General features: G+C 64.3%; 14 protein-coding genes. 3 read left to right on the top strand and 11 right to left on the bottom strand.

Annotated features, from left to right (window positions below):
* Nucleotides 1-305: 305 nt before the first annotated feature.
* From EN859_RS38180 to EN859_RS19560, 8 genes are all read right to left on the bottom strand, one after another.
* Entirely contained in the window at nt 306-464 is a 159-nt protein-coding gene (locus EN859_RS38180) for a hypothetical protein (protein WP_189502104.1), read from the bottom strand.
* A 22-nt stretch (nt 465-486) separates the two neighbouring features.
* Entirely contained in the window at nt 487-804 is a 318-nt protein-coding gene (locus EN859_RS19590) for a hypothetical protein (protein ID WP_127854684.1), read from the bottom strand.
* Between the two features lie 65 nt (nt 805-869).
* Nucleotides 870-4,136 carry an AAA family ATPase gene (locus EN859_RS19585; protein WP_127854685.1) on the bottom strand — a complete coding sequence of 1,089 codons (3,267 nt, stop codon included), beginning with the start codon at nt 4,134-4,136 and terminating at the stop codon, nt 870-872.
* 446 nt (nt 4,137-4,582) lie between these two features.
* Nucleotides 4,583-6,430, bottom strand: coding sequence for an ABC transporter ATP-binding protein (locus EN859_RS19580; RefSeq protein WP_127854686.1), 1,848 nt, complete (start codon nt 6,428-6,430; stop codon nt 4,583-4,585).
* On the bottom strand, nt 6,427-7,269 hold the full coding sequence (locus tag EN859_RS19575) for an ABC transporter permease (protein ID WP_127854687.1): 843 nt from the start codon (nt 7,267-7,269) through the stop codon (nt 6,427-6,429). The genes EN859_RS19580 and EN859_RS19575 overlap by 4 nt, the downstream gene beginning before the upstream one ends.
* Complete coding sequence (locus EN859_RS19570; protein WP_281015620.1) at nt 7,266-8,201, bottom strand: ABC transporter permease; 936 nt, start codon at nt 8,199-8,201, stop codon at nt 7,266-7,268. The genes EN859_RS19575 and EN859_RS19570 overlap by 4 nt, the downstream gene beginning before the upstream one ends.
* Nucleotides 8,202-8,227: 26 nt before the next feature.
* The gene (locus EN859_RS19565) at nt 8,228-10,159 is read right to left on the bottom strand and encodes a S9 family peptidase (RefSeq protein ID WP_127854689.1); all 1,932 of its coding nucleotides are present in this window, start codon (nt 10,157-10,159) and stop codon (nt 8,228-8,230) included.
* Between the two features lie 104 nt (nt 10,160-10,263).
* The gene (locus EN859_RS19560; protein ID WP_127854690.1) at nt 10,264-11,865 is read right to left on the bottom strand and encodes an ABC transporter substrate-binding protein; all 1,602 of its coding nucleotides are present in this window, start codon (nt 11,863-11,865) and stop codon (nt 10,264-10,266) included.
* 449 nt (nt 11,866-12,314) lie between these two features.
* Between EN859_RS19560 and EN859_RS19555 the strand changes: the two genes are divergently transcribed.
* A complete protein-coding gene (locus EN859_RS19555; RefSeq protein WP_127854691.1) occupies nt 12,315-12,581 on the top strand; it encodes a hypothetical protein in 267 nt (88 codons plus the stop codon).
* A 200-nt stretch (nt 12,582-12,781) separates the two neighbouring features.
* Here the strand turns inward: EN859_RS19555 and EN859_RS38175 are convergent, their stop codons facing one another.
* Entirely contained in the window at nt 12,782-13,051 is a 270-nt protein-coding gene (locus tag EN859_RS38175; protein ID WP_189502102.1) for a hypothetical protein, read from the bottom strand.
* Here EN859_RS38175 and EN859_RS19550 point away from each other — a divergent pair.
* Entirely contained in the window at nt 13,026-13,337 is a 312-nt protein-coding gene (locus EN859_RS19550; RefSeq protein ID WP_189502100.1) for a hypothetical protein, read from the top strand. The two genes, EN859_RS38175 and EN859_RS19550, sit on opposite strands and share 26 nt — an antisense overlap.
* 209 nt (nt 13,338-13,546) lie before the next feature.
* On the opposite strand, the gene EN859_RS19545 is transcribed toward EN859_RS19550, so the two are convergent.
* A complete protein-coding gene (locus EN859_RS19545; RefSeq protein ID WP_245525625.1) occupies nt 13,547-14,530 on the bottom strand; it encodes an aldo/keto reductase in 984 nt (327 codons plus the stop codon).
* A 16-nt stretch (nt 14,531-14,546) separates the two neighbouring features.
* A complete protein-coding gene (locus EN859_RS38170; RefSeq protein ID WP_189502098.1) occupies nt 14,547-14,702 on the bottom strand; it encodes a DUF1127 domain-containing protein in 156 nt (51 codons plus the stop codon).
* A gap of 235 nt (nt 14,703-14,937) precedes the next feature.
* On the opposite strand from EN859_RS38170, the gene EN859_RS19535 reads away from it, so the two are divergent.
* Nucleotides 14,938-15,807, top strand: a complete 870-nt coding sequence (locus tag EN859_RS19535) for a LysR family transcriptional regulator (protein ID WP_189502096.1) — start codon at nt 14,938-14,940, stop codon at nt 15,805-15,807.
* The last annotated feature ends 463 nt before the right edge of the window (nt 15,808-16,270 follow it).

Here is a 16,270-nt window from a genome sequence, read left to right as displayed (position 1 = left end):
CCGGGAGCCAACGGGCTCTTGGGCAGCAAACCGGTCACCGCCCTTCATGATCCAAAAGAAGCTTGGACCGATGTCGATCTTATTTTCTGGAGCGCTTGAACTTCAGTCAGGTCTTTAACCTCAGATGGGTGTCTTAACCCGCGTAAATGCAAACGGCATGTCAGGGTGCGAGTCCTGGGATGCGCCTTGCGACTGGCCGCCGGTGAGGGGGAATCCCGGCGGTCTTCAATAAAATACCGGCTTGAATGGGAGGTCCCAGTGTCCTGGACCGTCGGTAATTTCTGTACATTGGCTCAGAACACTTCCTATCGAAACAAAATGCCCGCCGCAGCCTTCGGCGGGCAGGCATGGAGGAAACGATTGGAAAGGGTGGGGAAAACCGGCCGCGCATCAGGACGGTAGTCGACTACGACTCGGATCCGCGCCTCGGCGGGTTCTATTTGCCCGCCGATGACCTCCGCCATTTCGTCGCTTTCCCTGGGCGCGCTACTTCAGCAGGATACCCCTCGTCCACTGAAACGTGACGGTCTGTCCGGTCGCTTTTTTCGAGACCATCAGCCCCATGGCGGTTGCCGGGCCGGGCTGGAACCTGTCTCCAAAGTGATCGTCGTGGGGGTCCGGGTTCGTCGTCCACCTTGTCCCGCCGAAGGGACCAAGTACGAAGGCCATGCAGGCGCCACCGGTCTGGAAGACCCAAGCATCGAACCTCAACACCGTCTCGCCCGGATCGAGCACCAGGGGGCCGGCAGGTGAGAGACATCCATCCCCGTCGATCGTCAGTACATCATCGAAGCTCGCGGGCATCGCATCACCTCCGTTTGGAGCGGTTCACAGGATGTGCGGTGGAACCTGCCGCGTGCTGTATAGTCTCATATTGTTACGATCTTGCCTAGGCGGAGCCGGGTCGCGGCCGCGGCGACCACGTTTCCCTTCAGTTCGTAGAGATGCAGCGCTCGGGACGCGGCGGCGACCGCCTCGTTGCCTCGGCGGGAGGCCTCGAGCACGTGCGACAGATCGACCAGTGCATCCGCTCGCTCGTTGACGAAGTCGGTCGCTTCGGCGATCGCCAATGCCTCGCGCACGAGCGCCTCCGCCGCCGGGATCTCTGCCCGCCGCGCGAGCACGCGTGCGCGCACGCGACGCCAGCGGATCTGCGTCACGAGGTCGCCGCTCGCACCCAGCCGGGCGCTGACCTCAGCAAGGGCCTCGGCCTCCTCGTCGTGTCCCTGTTCGAGGATCACCAAGGCGAGGGTCGCGGCCATCGTCGAGCGGAACGCGCGCTCGCCCATCTCCTCGAGCGCGCGATACGCCGCGCGCGCGCTCCTCTCGGCCGCAGCCGGGTTCCCGGCGAGCAGCTCGACGACGGCCTCGTGTTCGGAGCCCGCCAGGAATAGCGTGAGGCCGAGGTCGGCGTAGGTGGCGTTGCTTGTCGCGATCAGCTCGCGGGCAAGCGCGAACCGGCCGACAATCGCGTTGAGGCATGCGAGCTGGCGGAGGATCACTCCCTCGGACTCGGGGCTCTCGCGCACCTCCGCGCGCATCGCCTCGCAACGGCGGATGCCCTCGGCGGCCGGCGTCGGCCCGAACCAGAGCATGGACGCGATCCACCTGAGAGACTCGTACAACTCATGCCGATCCCCTGCCCGTCGCGCGTGGGCAGCCGCGCGCTCCCACGCCGTGGCGGCCGCCTCGGCGCGGGCCTCGTTAAAAAAATACCACGCCTCGAGCCGCTGTGCACGGCACAGGCCGAGGTCGTCCCCGAAACGCTCGAAAACCGGGATCGCCATGGCCGCCGCCCGCGCCGCCTCCTCCAGCCCGCCTTCCTCGCCGTGGAGCGACCGGAGGAACTGCCGCTGGACGAGCACATGCGACGCCACGCGCTGGTCGTTCGCGGCAGCAGCCAGGCGCTCCGCCTCGTCCAGCACGCGCCCGGCATCGTCCAGCCGGCCGCTTTCGATCAGCGCGCCGCTGAGCTCGGCGAGCAGCGCGATCCGCTGTGGATTATCGGTGGGAAGCAGCCGGGAAACCCGCTCGAGCAGGCTTATCGCCGCTGGCAGGTCGCTGCGGACAAGCGCCCGCCGCCCGGCTGCCTCGAGCCGTTCGCACGCCCGGGCGGCAAGCGAGGCCGCGCCCACGTCGCGCGGGCCGAGCGCGACACGGTACTGAAAGGCCTGTTCGAGGTGATAGCCGACAATCTCCTCGAACTCGCGTAGCCGGTCCGCGGCCGTTAGCTCGAGCCAGGCGGCGAAGCGCTCGTGCAGATCGGCGCGCGCGTTCTTCGGCAGGGAGCGATACGCGGCGTCGCGGATCAGGACGTGACGGAAGCGATAGGCCTTCTCGCCGGCGAACGACGGCGCCTGCGGGCGGATCAGATCCCGGCGGACGAGCGCGAGCAAGCCGTCCTCGAGTGGGTCGAGCACGAGGCCGGCGAGCTCGCTGACGGCGCTCCGATGGAATACTGCTCCCTCGACCGCTGCGGCCGTCAGGATGGCGCGCTCGACGGACGGGAGGCCCTCGAGACGGGCAGCGAGAAGCGCGTTGATCGTCGAGGGAACAGGCAGCTCGGCGAGGTCCGACGAGGCGACCCAGCTGTCGGGCGCGCGCCTGAGCAACGCGTCGTCGACGAGCATCGCCACGAGTTCCTCGGCGAAGAGCGCATTGCCCTCGGCCGCGCTGGAGATCCTCGACTCGGCAGCTGGCGGCAGAGGCGCGCGGCCAAGCAGGTTGGAGATCAGCTCGCGGCATTCCGCGTCGCTGAGCCGCTCGAGGAGGATCGACGTCGCGTTGCGCTTGCCGGCCCCCCAGCCAGGACGCGTGTCTAAGAGCTCCGGCCGCGCGATGCAGATGAGCAGGATCGGGAAATCGCGTGAGAAGTCGGCGACGTGCTCGATCAGGTCGAGGAACGTCGGCTCGGCCCAATGGACGTCGTCCACCACGACAACGAGCGGCCCCGCTCGCGCGAGCGCCTCGAACAGCTTCCGGACGGCCCAGGCGGTCTCCTCGGTCGTCCCTTGTCCCGCGCCGTCAAGCCCGAGCGCCCCGGTCACACGCTCGGCAATCAGCCCGGCTTTCTCGTCGCCTGTGAGCCGCGCCCCGATCGCCGCTGCGAGCTGCTCGTTGGAGTCCAGTCCCTCCGCGCGCGTGAGCTCCCGGACGATCTCGGCCAACGGCCAGTAGGTGATGCCCTCGCCATAGGGCAGACAGCGGCCGCGCAAGACCGTGACACCTTCGGCAAGGTCGCTCGCGAACTCCCGTACGAGCCGCGACTTTCCCACACCCGCGTCGCCGAGAATGGTGACCAGGTGACAGGTCCTGTCGCCGACCGCGTTGCGGAAGACGGTCGCGAGCAAGGCTCGTTGGCGTTCCCGCCCGATGAAAGGCGAGTCGAAGCGGCGCGCAAGGCCGGGAGCGTGGGCGAGGACTTCTACCACGACGAGGGCGCGGATGGTCCCACCGTGCTTGAGCGCGCGCGGCCCGCTCGGCTCGACGACGACCGCATCGCGCACGAGCCTGTGCGTCGGCTCCCCTATCAGGATCTCATTCGCCGTCGCTGCCTCCTCGAGGCGCTTCGCGACATTGACGGCATCTCCGGCGACTGACAAATATCCCTGCGTGTTGTCGCCGGCGACCACCTCTCCGGTGTTGATGCCGATCCGGTTCAAAAGGCGGACGCCCCAACCGGCTTCGAGCTCGTGGTTGAGGATGGCAAGTGTGTCGCGCATCTCCACCGCCGCCCGCACCGCCCGCAGCGCATCGTCTTCGTGGAGGAGCGGCACGCCGAACACAGCCATGATCGCGTCCCCGATGTACTTCTCCACGATTCCGCCGTGCCGTTGAACGACGGCGCTCAGCTCGCCGAAGTAACGGGTGAGCAGGTTCCGGAGCGCTTCGGGATCGAGGGAGAGGCTGAGCCGCGAGGAGTCGACGATGTCGGTGAAGAGGATCGTGACCGTCTTGCGGGCGTCCGGCCTCGGCTCCCGCGCTTCTGGCGCTGCCGGCTTAGCCGGAGCCGAGGAAGCCGCTTCCGGCCTCCGCGGCGTTTCGGGTTGGAACGCCGTGCCCTGGCCGAGGATGGCCTGTACCTGCACGCCATGGTCGGCTCTAACTTCCAGGGGGCCGAGGACGCCAAATTTCATCTGAGGCCTTCCGTTCGGTCAACGCTCGGTGACAATAGCACTCGCTCCCGGCGCGCTCCAGCGGCGCGCCGAGTTCCTCGATTGGCAACTGCAGAACGAGGAGCACTTGAGTCATCTTTGTGCATCAGCCGGCTACAGCCCGCAACGTCAATAGAGAGAGAATGGCGGCGAGCCGCCGGATACTCTCCTCCCGTATCATTGCAGAGGCTCCTGGCTGGCATGGCTCACCGCTCAGTCTAAGCAATGTGTTGGGAGGAGTCCAATTGCGCGCCCGCAACACTTGGGCTGTGGGTGCGGTAACGAAACGCGAAACGACGGCATCGGATTCATCCCACGATACTGCATTCGGGTGTGCGCTGCGATCCGCGGACGCCGCGCTCAACTTGGCGCGGCGTGCCCAGCAGGCGCACGCAGGGATGCACCGAATGCCATGCTGGTGAGTTGCGTCACGGCGCATCTTGGTTGGCCGAGCGGGGGATCGATTCGATGAGGCGACGCGTATAGGGGTGCTTCGGGTCGCCGATGACCCTCTCCGTCGGTCCCTCCTCGACGATCTCGCCGAGATAAAGGACATAGATGCGCTCGGCGATCTGGCGGACGACAGCGAGGTCGTGCGTGATGAAGAGATATGACAGCCCATGCTCAGCCTGCAGGCGCTTGAAGAGGTTGAGCACCTGCGCCTGCACCGAGACGTCGAGGGCCGATACCGGTTCGTCGCAGACGAGGATTGCCGGTTTGACGGCAAGCGCGCGCGCGATGGCGACCCGTTGGCGCTCGCCGCCCGAGAGCGACGCCGGACGGCGCGTGGCGTACGCGGCGGACAAGCCGACTTCCGCCAGCAGCGTCGCAATCCGTTCCGGCGTCGCCGGGCCGGTGGCGCCCGCGGAGGCTCCGAGCGCCTCGCTCAGCGCCTGGCCGACGCTGTGCCTCGGATTGAGTGTCGAATACGGATCCTGAAAGATCATCTGGATTGTCTGGCGAACGCGGGCGCGGTCGGCCTTCGCCATGGCGCCGAAATCTGCTGCCGCGAGGCCGTTGATGCGGATGTCGCCGGCAGTTGGCGTTTCGAGGCCGACGAGGCAGCGCCCGAGAGTGGTCTTGCCCGAGCCGGACTCGCCGACGAGGCCAACGCTCTCACCGGGCATGATGCGCAGCGATACGTCCTTTACCGCGCGGATCGCACGGCCCCGCGGGCCGACGAACGTCTTGACGAGCGCGTCGACGCGGACGAGAGGCCCTTCGGTCTCGTCCCGGCGCAGCGTTATCGGTGCCGCGGAGAGCGCCGCCGTGCGCAGCGCATCGAGTTCGCCCTGAATCTCGTCCTGGCGAACGCATGCGGTGAACCGGCTCGCATCGCGGGCGGCCAGCGGCGGCTTGCTGGCGCGGCAGATCTGCTTCGCCCAGTCGCAGCGGTCGGCGAAGCCGCAGCGGTCGATCACATCGGCCGCGCGCGGCACGGAGCCCCGGATCGCGACGAGCCGGGGCACGCGAATATCGGCCGGCGGTTCCGACAGCAGAAGTCCTAAGGTGTAAGGATGGAACGGCTGGCGCTCGACGGCGGCACCGTCGCCGACTTCGAGCAGCGAACCGGCGTAAAGCACATAGATGCGCTCGCAGGTCGAGAATGCGAGCCGCAGGTTGTGGGTAATGAGGATGAGGCTCATGTGCCGCTCGCGCTGGACACGCCGCAGGAGCCTGATGATCTCCGCCTGGGTCGTTACGTCGAGCGCCGTCGAGGGCTCGTCGGCGATGAGCAGCTCCGGGTCGCGAGCAAGGGCGGCGGCAAGTGCCACGCGCTGGCACATGCCGCCCGACAGCTGGAATGGCATGCGGCGGGCTACATCCTCGTCGACAATGCCGACTTCCGCGAGGCGGCGTTTCACCTCCGCCGCGCGCGCAGCGCGCGAGGCGAAATCAGGCCGCCCGCGCAGCATCTCGTCGATGTGGTCGCCGCTTCGCAAGAGCGGATTCAGCATCGTGAACGGATCCTGCATAAGCATCGACACGCGAAAACCGCGGATCTTGCGCAGTTCCCTCTCGGCAAGCCGCATCAGGGGCATGCCGTCGAGCGTGACGGCGCCTGCCGCATTTATACCCGGCGGCAAGATGCCGGCGATCGCTCGTGCAGTGAGCGATTTTCCGGAGCCCGATTCGCCGACGATCGCAATGGTCTCGCCCCGCTCGACTACGATGCTCAAGGAGGTCGTGATGGGCACCGCGCCGTGTGAAATCGCTAGCCCCTCGACGGTGAGGAGCGGACCCTCCTGACCCGCGCGCGCTACGGCCGTGTTCACTTTGCAATCCGCTCGAACAGCCAGTCGCCGATGAGGTTCATGCTGACCGCGGTAAGGATGATCATTGCCGCGGGCAGGAGCAGCGCAACCGGATTGGAGAAGAGGATATTGCGGTTCTCGAACAGCATCCGACCCCAGTCAGGGGTCCCGGGCTCAACGCCGAGGCCGAGGAACGACAGCCCGGCGAGATTGACCAGCGCGAAGGCGAAGTCGAGGACGACATAGGCCAGGATGATCGGCAGCACGTTAGGGAGGATATGAACGAACAGAATACGCGCCTTCGAGATGCCGAGCGTGCGTGCGGCGTCGATATAGGGAAGCGGCCGCTGTTCGAGGACCGCGCTCCGCACGATGCGCGTATCGGGGGCGGTAAAAAGGACGACCAGAACGAAGACGGCGGTCCAATATCCGCCGCCCACCACGCCGACGACGACGATTGCCACGAGCGGTCCCGGCAACGCGACCATGAAATCCACCCAGCGCATGATCGCCGAATCGACCAAGCCACCGAGATAGCCCGAAAGAAGGCCAAGCAGGGTCGCGATCGCGAAAGCTCCGGTGGCGACGACGACTGGGCCGACCAAGGCCGTCCTCGCCCCGTAGATTACGCGCGACAGGACATCGCGGCCGAGAAGATCCGTTCCCGCGATGTGGGCAGCGGAAGGCGGCGTATCGCCGACCCCGAGACGCTGGAGGAAGGGCGAATAGGGGGCGATCCCCTCCCCAAAGACGGCGCAGATCACCACCACCGTGATAATTAGCGCGGCAATGAGAATGACGATCGGCAGGTGCCGTGGCAGCTTCGTCTTTCGCGTCTCTGCGATGGCTGGGGCGCTCATGACTCGACTCTGCCGAAGCGGATACGCGGGTCGATCAGCGTGTAGATCACGTCGATCGCCAGGTTGACCAGCACGACGAAGACAGAGAAGAGCAGCGTGGTGCCTTGGATCGTCGGGATGTCGCGCTTCTGGACCGCATCGACCGTCAAGGCGCCGAGACCTGGCAAAGAAAAGGTTACCTCGACGTAAATCGCGCCGGCGACGATCCCGACGACGATGAGCCCTGCTGCCGTGACCACGGGAATCAGGGCGTTCCTGAGCACGTAGGCGAACGCAATGCGCCGCGAACTCAGGCCGCGCGCCCGCGCAAAGGTGACGTAGTCTCGGTCCAGCTCCTCGATCATCGCCGCGCGCGTGATCTTGACGACGATCGCCATGACCGAGATCGCAAGAGCAAGCGCCGGAAGCGTCAGGTGCCAGGCACGGTCGAGGAATCCGGTCCCCGGACCGAAGATCGGGAACCAGTGCAGAAGAGAGCCGAAGACATAGAGAAGGAAAATGCCGGTGACGAAGGCCGGAGAGCTGATGCCGACAACGCCGAACATGACGACTGCTCGGTCGAGCCGCGTACCGCGGCGGAAGGCGGCGACCGCCCCGAGCGCGATTCCGACGCCGAGAACGAGAACGGTGCTCATCAAGCTCAGGAAGACAGTGACGGGGAGCCGATCGGCGATGGTGCTCGTCACCGCCCGGTTGCCCTGGATTGAGACGCCCAGGTCGCCTTGGACCACCTGCGACAGCCACTTGAAGTACTGCACGAGCAATGGATCGTTCAAGTGGTAGCGCTCGCGGATGGCAGCGAGCGTTGCCGGGTCTGACGCGCGCGCGCCGAGCAGGGAGCGCACTGGGTCCCCGGGCGCGATGTGGACCAGCGCGAAGACGCCGAACGAGATTATGAGGAGGAGCGGGATCGCCACGGCGAACCGCCGCATGACAAAGACGACGACGCTCGAGCCCTTCACCGGGGCGACCCGAGATAGCGGTCGAACCAGCCAATCGTACGGCGCCATGCGTCGAGCTGATGATCGCGCTCGCGCACGCCATGGCCTTCACGCGGATAGACGACCAGCTCCGACTCGACGCCGCGCTCGAGCAGCGCCGCATATAATTCCTGCGCCTGGCCGAGCGGGGTGCATCGGTCCCCGTCGCCATGGATCATCAATGTCGGCGTCGTGGGTTTGTCGAGCCGTGTGATTGCCGAACGGTCGACCGCTACGCGGCGATAGCGCTCCTCCGAAAGCGGCCCGCCGTTGATGAAAGCATGGAAGTCGTGGTTGCAGGAATAGTGGCTCGAGAGTTGATTGGCGATGCCGGAGACCATCACCGCCGCTTTGAACCGGTTGGTCGTCGCGACCGCCCACGCCGTGAGATAGCCGCCGTAGCTGGCGCCGCTGATGCCGAGCCGGTCGGGGTCGCTAATGCCCGCTGCGACGCATTTGTCCAGGCCGGCGAGGATATCCTGGAACTCGGCCCCCGCTGGGTCGCCGATATTCAGCATCCCGAACGCCTTCCCCCAGCCAACACTGCCACGGTAATTGGGAAGGAACACGGCGTAGCCGGCCGTCGCGAACGGCAGCGCGTCGCCCGGATTGTAGGCGCGTCTAACCGCCCAGCTCGGGCCGCCGTGGATGTCCACGATGGTCGGCCTCGGCTCCTTAGCGCCATCGCGTGGCAGCAGGACCAGCCCCTCCAGCTCGACACCATCTGCGCCTTTCCAGGCAATGGCGCGGACCTCCGGGTAGGCGTTGAAGTCCCTGGCTACGTCGCCGTTCAGATTGGAGACCGCCGACCATGCGAAAGCTTCCGCGCCGGACTTGAATACTATTTCAGGTGGCGCTCCATCGCTCTCGCGCACCGCTGCGAAACCCTTCTTGTCGGGCGCGGTCGTTATGCCGGCGCTGAAGCTGTTCATGCCGATGATCGCATCCTCCCGCGTCATCCACTCGATGCTACCGTCGAGGCGTGTGACTCCATAGACGGAGCCGAGCCGCGACCAGCCGGTGAACCAGAGGCTGTCGTCGTCACGCCACTTCATCGACGTAATGCTCGACATGCCGCTCGGAGCGACGGTACTGATCTTGCCTGTGGCAATGTCGAGGATGCTGATGTCGCTGGCAACGAGGCCACGGTCGCTGGACCACCCATCGAGGAAGGCGATGCGCTTGGCGCACGGGTTGGCCGAGGGGGCCAAGAGCTGCCAGCACGAGCGATGCAGGATCGTAGCGCCTCGTGTCGCAAGATCGATCTTGGCTAGTGCGGCATGATACCAGCCGCGCTCGCTCGGGTCGGCGGAGACAATCGCAAGGGCGGCATTATCGCCGAGGAGTTCGAATTCCCAGACGCTGAGCTTGGAGGGCCCGACCTCGACCGTCGATCCGTCGTCCGTCCTAACGCGGAACAGGCGGCGCCGCGCATTCGCCGGGCTCGTCACCGCGGGATCGTCGGGCTCTCCCCAGGTCAGGCGCTGCGCACCATTGGTCGCGCCGCCGTCGAGGCCGCGATCAGCGGCCATAACGATCAGGCTCTCGCCGTCGGGCGCCCACCGCATGTCCTCGATGGTGCCGGCGACGTCCCCTAATGGCCGCTCGCCCTGATCGTCCTTGAGGAACAGCGACATTCTTCCTTGCAAAGCGCGATCGGAAACAAACGCCAGCGTACCGTCGACCGGCGACAGATGCGGCAGGCCGTCGCCGCCTGGCCCGTTGGTCAGCTGCACCGCTTCGGCTCCATCCAGGGAAAAGCGCCAAACGCGGCTCTGCGGCGATTGCCGCGGTTCGTGCACGGCGGGACGAACAGCGGCAACGACCGCCGTGCCATCGCGGGTGAAGGAGAGATCCGAAGGGAAGCGCAGCTGGTGAAGTCGTCCGAGGCTCGCTTCAAAAAAGTCCATCTGCCGACACCTTTAGCAATTCTCGGCCAGACGCACGAGCGCGCGCAGGTCGATGCGGCGAAAATGATGAAAATATCCGTGGCCAAGTGGCCCCGCGATCCCCCTTATTTAAGGCCAAAACCCCGGATCGCCCACGGGATAGTGTACCAGAAGGCGGTATAGCCGGTGAGCTTGTACTTGTTGTTGATCGCCATCGCCGAGGCGGGCCAGAAGATCGGCACGATCGCGACGTCCTCGTTGGCGATCTTAAACACGCCCTTCAGCGCATCGGCACGCGCCTTCGGATCGGCCTTCTCGTTGGCGGTCTTCAGGAATGCATCGACTTCGGCGTTCTTGAAGTTCGAGCCGTTCATACCATCCTTCACTGCCGTCGCACTCGAAAAGAATAGGTAGGGGTAGTTGGCCGCGTCGGCGAAGTCCGGATAATACGCCATGATCTGCATGCCAAGGTTCTCGTGTCGAAAGTACTGCGCGAGCCAAGTGTTATGGTCGATCTCCTGGATACTTGCACGGATACCGATCTGCTTCAGGTTCTCCACCACCGACTGCATGATGTTGACCATATAAGGATCGGCGGTCGGTGCGGGGATGGTGACGTCAAAGCCGTCCGGATGGCTGGATTGTGCTAGCTCGGCCTTCGCCTTCGCCAGGTCGAACGGGTAGCTCGGCAAGGTAGCGTAGAAGGCGCGGACCTCGTCAGGAGACAGAACTCCCGACCACATCTCGGGTGGGTTCAATGCCGTCGCCGCCTCGCCGTTGCCCTTGAGGAGCGCCTTGACCAGACCTTCCCGATCCACGGCATAGGCGACGGCACGGCGCACATGGATATCGTCGAACGGCGGCGCCGAATGGTCGAGAATCAGCGAGAACATGCCAAGCGACGGCGCGGTGACGATGTCGACGTTGCCTAACGCCTTCCACTGGTCGACGTCGGAGATGGCGAGGTCGAAGGTACCGTCGATGTCGCTGTTCTGCATGGCGAGAAGCCGGGCCTGTCGATCTGGAATCGCCTGGATCGTGATCCGTTTGATCACTGGCTTCGACCCCCAGTAGTCGTCGCGCGCTTCGAGGATGACATGATCTGTCGGGACGAATTCAACAAGCTTATAGGGGCCGGTACCAAGCGGCAGAACCTCGGGCGTTCCGATGTTCTTATCTGCGAGCTGTTCTTGCTTGAAGACGAAACCCGCCATGTGAGCGGCCGTATAGGCGAACTGGACGTTCGGCGCCTTCAATTTGACGGTCACCTCATCGGGAGCCGTCGCCTCGACGGTCACAACAGAGTTGTAGAAGGAGGCGAGCTGCGAGCCGGAATCCGGGTTCATGTGATACTTGAAAGTAGCGACGATATCGTCAGCCGTTAGCGGACTTCCGTCGCCAAATTTAACGGCGCTCCGCAGGTGATACTTGATCGTCGTCGGATCGACCTGCTCCCACTTGTCGGCCGATGCGGGTTTGAGAGCGAGATCGTCGCCGAAGGCCAGCGGTCCTTCCTGGACGAGCGACATGATCGCCCCGGTATAGATCGTCCAGGCATGCGGAATGAAGAGCGTGTCGGGTATGCTGGGCAGCGCCCACGTGATCGATTCGATCTGCTCCTCTGCCTTTGCCGAAGGTGCTATCGCGAATGCCCCGGTGATGGCGAAGGAGGCGGTGAGCGCCACCCCGTTGATCAGAGCGCTACGCCTAGTGAACCCCTTTGCCATTTGCTCCCCCGATCCTGGAATACAGACGCACAGGCTAACTAAGTGGTATTGTACGCAGTTAATCGACTGTATCGCAAGTCAATGAACCGGTAGGCGTAGGCGGAAAACCCCAAGCGGTCCTGTCGGCTCGACGTGGATTGCCTCTCCGAGTCCAGTTACTTGATGTGCGGCTCGGGAGAGGTGGAAACAACGTTCTTCCCCAAACTGCTCTCCGAATGAACTCGTCCACGCATCGCGCGAAGATAGATGGCCGAAAATTGACAGTCCACTTCGCCGCGTGAAGCCATGCCCGACTCCGGAAAGCCTTACTTGCACGTTAGCTAATATAGTTACAACCTTAGAAAGCCGGAAGCCGCACCGACCGGCCAGGCTCGACTGCCCGTGCCCGCCGTCGCCTCAAGGACAGTCGACCCACATTTTTGCGGGATGCGCTGTAGGGAGGAATTAAAATGAGATCAGCCATGATTTGCGCGGCAATTGTGATTGCCGGATCCAGCGTCACCGTTGCGCACGAGAAAAAGGTGGTGGTCAGAAAAGCAGTAACGCCACCCTGCGCCGATCTGTCAGGCACGATCAAGAAAAAGAGGGGCACTGAGTTGGATTGCCGTTCGACCGGAACTGTCTCAGGCGCAATTCCGCAAGCCAATCAAAAAGGCAAATCGGAGCCGCGCCTAGGTTACGATACGATTCATCCTGGAATCATACCAAACTTTTAGCTCTTTAATTGCGTGCCTTCGCTCCGATGTGCGCAGCAAGCTGCCGAGATCGACGGTCTCACCTTGTGGCCCGTGAGCTCGCCTGCAGAAGCGGAACTGGCCACAATGCGATGCGACCAGCAATTCTTCCGGGTAACGCCAGAGAATTCCAGGAAATTCCATTCGGATGATCTGTTGAAGGCAAGCACTGGACACTAGAGCTAAAAGCAGAGCCGGCGCGTCACTTCGTGAGGAAGGTCACAGACGCCCGTTGCCAAAATCGCCAAGGTATCGGCGAGAAACCGTTCGGCACGCAGCACCCGGCCAAGCCGCCGCAGATCACCTGCGTAGTGACAGCCGAACTGTTCGAGAATTCTGCCTTCAGGAGGAATGATGATGACCAGACTTTTGACAGCATTTGCATTATGGGGCTTTTTCCTAACAGGCGCGTCCGCGGCGGCCGAGATGACGCCCGGCAACGGAAACAGCATTCATTTGCCTGGCTTCGACGGCGTTATCTATTACACGGTCGAGCAGGCTGGCTACCGGGTCGTTGCGACGCTGGCTTCAGGCGCAGACGAGCTGCCGATCCGCTTCATTTCCACGCTCGGGCAGGGGCAGCGCATTGTCATCTCGGTGCCCCAAACGATCGGCCAACCGGCCATCGAATTCGAGATCCTGCGAAATGGCGACGCGCTTGTCGTCAGCGACCCCATCGCCGCTGCGACGATCGACTCCATGGACGAAGTGGCGACCCCGGCCGCGCTCGCCCAATGACCGGCACCTGGCCACGCCGAGATTCGGCAGGCTAGTATTCTGTAATCATTCGGCGCGGCGGAAGAAGGACGCCTTTAGGCGGTCTCACCTGACCCTTCTGGTCTTGCAGACAGACCTCGATGGCACCTCTCCACTACGGCATTCGCTTGGTCCAGCTCGGGAGTTCTCGGCAGCGCCCTGATTAACGGCGCACAAGCTCTCGCGCGTCTCTAGGCGGTCTCGGCAATATTCAGCACGGCGTCGATCTCGGCCATCACCGCTGCCGGCAGCGGCCCTTTTTCCAGCGCACCGAGATTGTCCTCGACCTGCTCGGGCCGCGTGAAGCCGGGAACCGGCAAGGCGATTGCCGACTTGGCGAGGATCCAGCCGAGCGCGCCCTGCGCAAGCGTGCGTCCGTCCGAGGTGAGCAGGTCGCGGATTGCCGCGAGCCTTGACAGATATTGCGGGTTGGCGGCGCCATCCCTGAAAAACACCATCCATTCGGCATTCCCGCCGCGCACGTCATCGGCGGGCAGCTTCATGGCCGGCGTGTATTTGCCGGTGAGCAGCCCCATTGCCAGCGGCAGCCGGCTGAACGAGACGAGGTTCTCGCGCACCGCAACGGCCATCAGCTCGTTCGCCGGGGTAAACACATTGAAGTCGTTCTCTACGGCGACGAAACCCTCGCGCGGCGCGTAGGCGGCAAGCCGTTCGCGGTGATCGGTGCTCCAGCCGAAGCCGCCGATCTTGCCCTCCTGATGCAACAGGCCGAGCGTATCGAACGCCTCGCCGGCGCGCTCGATCGGATACTCGTTGATATGCAGCAGCGCGACGTCGATACAATCGCGCTGCAGGCGCTGCCGCGAATTGTCGATCGATGTCCGGATCGCCGCGGCAGAGGCATCCTCGGGAGCGATCTTGCGCGTTTCGGGATCGCCGAAATAGCCGACCTTTGTGACGATGACGGCTCCGTCCTTGCCCTTCAACGCCCGCCCGAGGATCAGCTCGGCATTGCCGGCGCCATAGGCGGCAGCCGTGTCGAACACCCGCGCGCCGATGTCATAGGCCATCGCCAGCGCGGCTTGCGACCTGATGTCGTCGACCTCGCCATAGATGGTCGCCGTGTCACGCCAGCGCGCGGCGCCACCCGCCGCCCAGGTGCCGATCCCGATGCGCGGTACCGAGCGGCCATCCCAAAGCTCCATCATCTGCATGCCCGCCTCCATTATCTCAACGACGCAGGCTGGCGTGCTGGGCACGCTCGCGGATCTCTTCGCGAGAAATGCCAGCATCCGCCAGTGCGCTGTCCGGGGCCTGCCTCAAGCTCGCAAGCGTCTGGCGATAGGCAAGCCAGCGGGCGAAACGGTGTCGAAGTTCATACAACATGATCGTCTCCTTTGGCGCGCAGAATGCCCGAGCGCTTGGGTTGGTCGAAAGCGCAAAGCATCTGCGCGAAGCGCATGCGCGATCGAAAGGATTGCGCTGGCTTCTTGGCCAGCCGAGGCGCTTGTCACTGTCCCGCCAAGCAGGATTGTCCAACGCCTCCAATACCTGCATACTTGCGCGTGATGCCCGCTTCGCGCTACAGCCACGGTCGCAAGGAGTTTTTCATTTCTGCAAAATGGATATCGGCTGGGACGATCTGAGGTTGTTTCTCGACGTTGCGCGGCTGGGTGGCTTGAGCGCAGCGACGGGAACCACGCGCCTCAGCGCAGCCACCCTTGGACGACGCGTCACCGCGCTCGAAAAGCAGATCGGCGAACCGCTGTTCGTGCGTCAGCAGACCGGCTACCGGCTGACCCCGGTCGGTGAAGAACTGCTGCGGCGCGCCGAAGACGTCGAGGCAGCAATGCAGTCGCTGACCCGCTGGCGCGAGGGAAACCTGCCCGACCGCATTGTCCGCATCTCGGCCGGGCCATGGACCTCAGCCTTCGTTTCCGCCCATATCGGCGAGATCTGGACGGTCGATGACGGCATAAGGGTGGAGCTCGTCACCACCACCGACCGGGTCGACATCGGCCGCCGTGCCGCCGACATCGGCATCCGCAGCGAGCGCCCGACCGAGCAGTGGCTGGCCGGGCGTCAGAGCGGCAAGGTCGCCCACGCCATTTATTCCGGACGCCACATGATCAACGGCATCGCCGCCGGGTTGTTCGTCGGCGTCACCGGCGAAGGGGCAAACATTGCCTCGGCGCGCTGGCTGCAAGCCCATCACGGCGACCGCATCGCCGTACGCGGCAACAACACCCATTCGGTGCGCGAACTGGTGGCCGCCGGCGCCGGCCTTTCGATCTTTCCGTGCTTCGTCGGTGACAGCGATCCGCGGCTGGTTCGCGTCGCTCAGCCTATCCCCGAACTCGAAACCGACCAATGGGTCGTCACCCACCACGAGGAACGTCACTCCCCGCCGGTACGAAAAGTCGCCGACCGGATTACGGCCTTGATGCGGGCGCACCAGCCGCTGTTTCGCGGCGAGACGCCGATCCGGTGAGCCTCAGGCGTCGATCGGCCGCCAGCTGAGCCGCATGCTGGCACTCATGCCCTGGCCGGGCTCCAGCGCCCTCAGGGCCTTGGCCGTGATGCGCGTCGACCACCGGTTATCGACTGCTAGCTCTTATGACCGTGGTCAAGCGTGGTAGATGAACTTTTCCGCCCCATGTCTTTGCCACAGGATGTTTGCCGTTGATGGACAGCACGGGGACGGGATGAGCCCTTGAGACGACGGTCGATCATGCTCTTATTCGCGGGTTGGCTACCGCACTTCCGTAATCCGTCTTGGGCTATCCTTGTCTAGAGTCGGGCGTTGGGCCGTTGCCCAGCCACATAGCTAGCGCGGGAATTCCCCACCGTGGCCACATCCCGTCTCCGTGCTGTCCCGGTTGTTCCGCCGGATTGAAGCCGGTCAATTAGCTTCAATCCGGCGGCGCCCGTGGGAGACGAGCGTTTGCTGGAAG

The sequence above is a fragment of the Mesorhizobium sp. M00.F.Ca.ET.216.01.1.1 genome, assembly GCF_004010325.2.
Lineage (GTDB): Bacteria > Pseudomonadota > Alphaproteobacteria > Rhizobiales > Rhizobiaceae > Mesorhizobium.
The sequence above is the reverse complement of the archived record's forward strand: the minus strand, read 5'-3'. Positions and strand labels throughout refer to the sequence as shown.

Bases quoted from the DNA above. Each gene is read 5' to 3' on its own strand.
- EN859_RS38180 (WP_189502104.1), bottom strand. From the start codon at position 464: ATGGCGGAGGTCATCGGCGGGCAAATAGAACCCGCCGAGGCGCGGATC.
- EN859_RS19590 (WP_127854684.1), bottom strand. From the start codon at position 804: ATGCCCGCGAGCTTCGATGATGTACTGACGATCGACGGGGATGGATGT.
- EN859_RS19585 (WP_127854685.1), bottom strand. From the start codon at position 4,136: ATGAAATTTGGCGTCCTCGGCCCCCTGGAAGTTAGAGCCGACCATGGC.
- EN859_RS19575 (WP_127854687.1), bottom strand. From the start codon at position 7,269: ATGAGCGCCCCAGCCATCGCAGAGACGCGAAAGACGAAGCTGCCACGG.
- EN859_RS19570 (WP_281015620.1), bottom strand. From the start codon at position 8,201: ATGCGGCGGTTCGCCGTGGCGATCCCGCTCCTCCTCATAATCTCGTTC.
- EN859_RS19565 (WP_127854689.1), bottom strand. From the start codon at position 10,159: ATGGACTTTTTTGAAGCGAGCCTCGGACGACTTCACCAGCTGCGCTTC.
- EN859_RS19560 (WP_127854690.1), bottom strand. From the start codon at position 11,865: ATGGCAAAGGGGTTCACTAGGCGTAGCGCTCTGATCAACGGGGTGGCG.
- EN859_RS19555 (WP_127854691.1), top strand. From the start codon at position 12,315: ATGAGATCAGCCATGATTTGCGCGGCAATTGTGATTGCCGGATCCAGC.
- EN859_RS19550 (WP_189502100.1), top strand. From the start codon at position 13,026: ATGACGCCCGGCAACGGAAACAGCATTCATTTGCCTGGCTTCGACGGC.
- EN859_RS38175 (WP_189502102.1), bottom strand. From the start codon at position 13,051: ATGCTGTTTCCGTTGCCGGGCGTCATCTCGGCCGCCGCGGACGCGCCT.
- EN859_RS19545 (WP_245525625.1), bottom strand. From the start codon at position 14,530: ATGCAGATGATGGAGCTTTGGGATGGCCGCTCGGTACCGCGCATCGGG.
- EN859_RS38170 (WP_189502098.1), bottom strand. From the start codon at position 14,702: ATGTTGTATGAACTTCGACACCGTTTCGCCCGCTGGCTTGCCTATCGC.
- EN859_RS19535 (WP_189502096.1), top strand. From the start codon at position 14,938: ATGGATATCGGCTGGGACGATCTGAGGTTGTTTCTCGACGTTGCGCGG.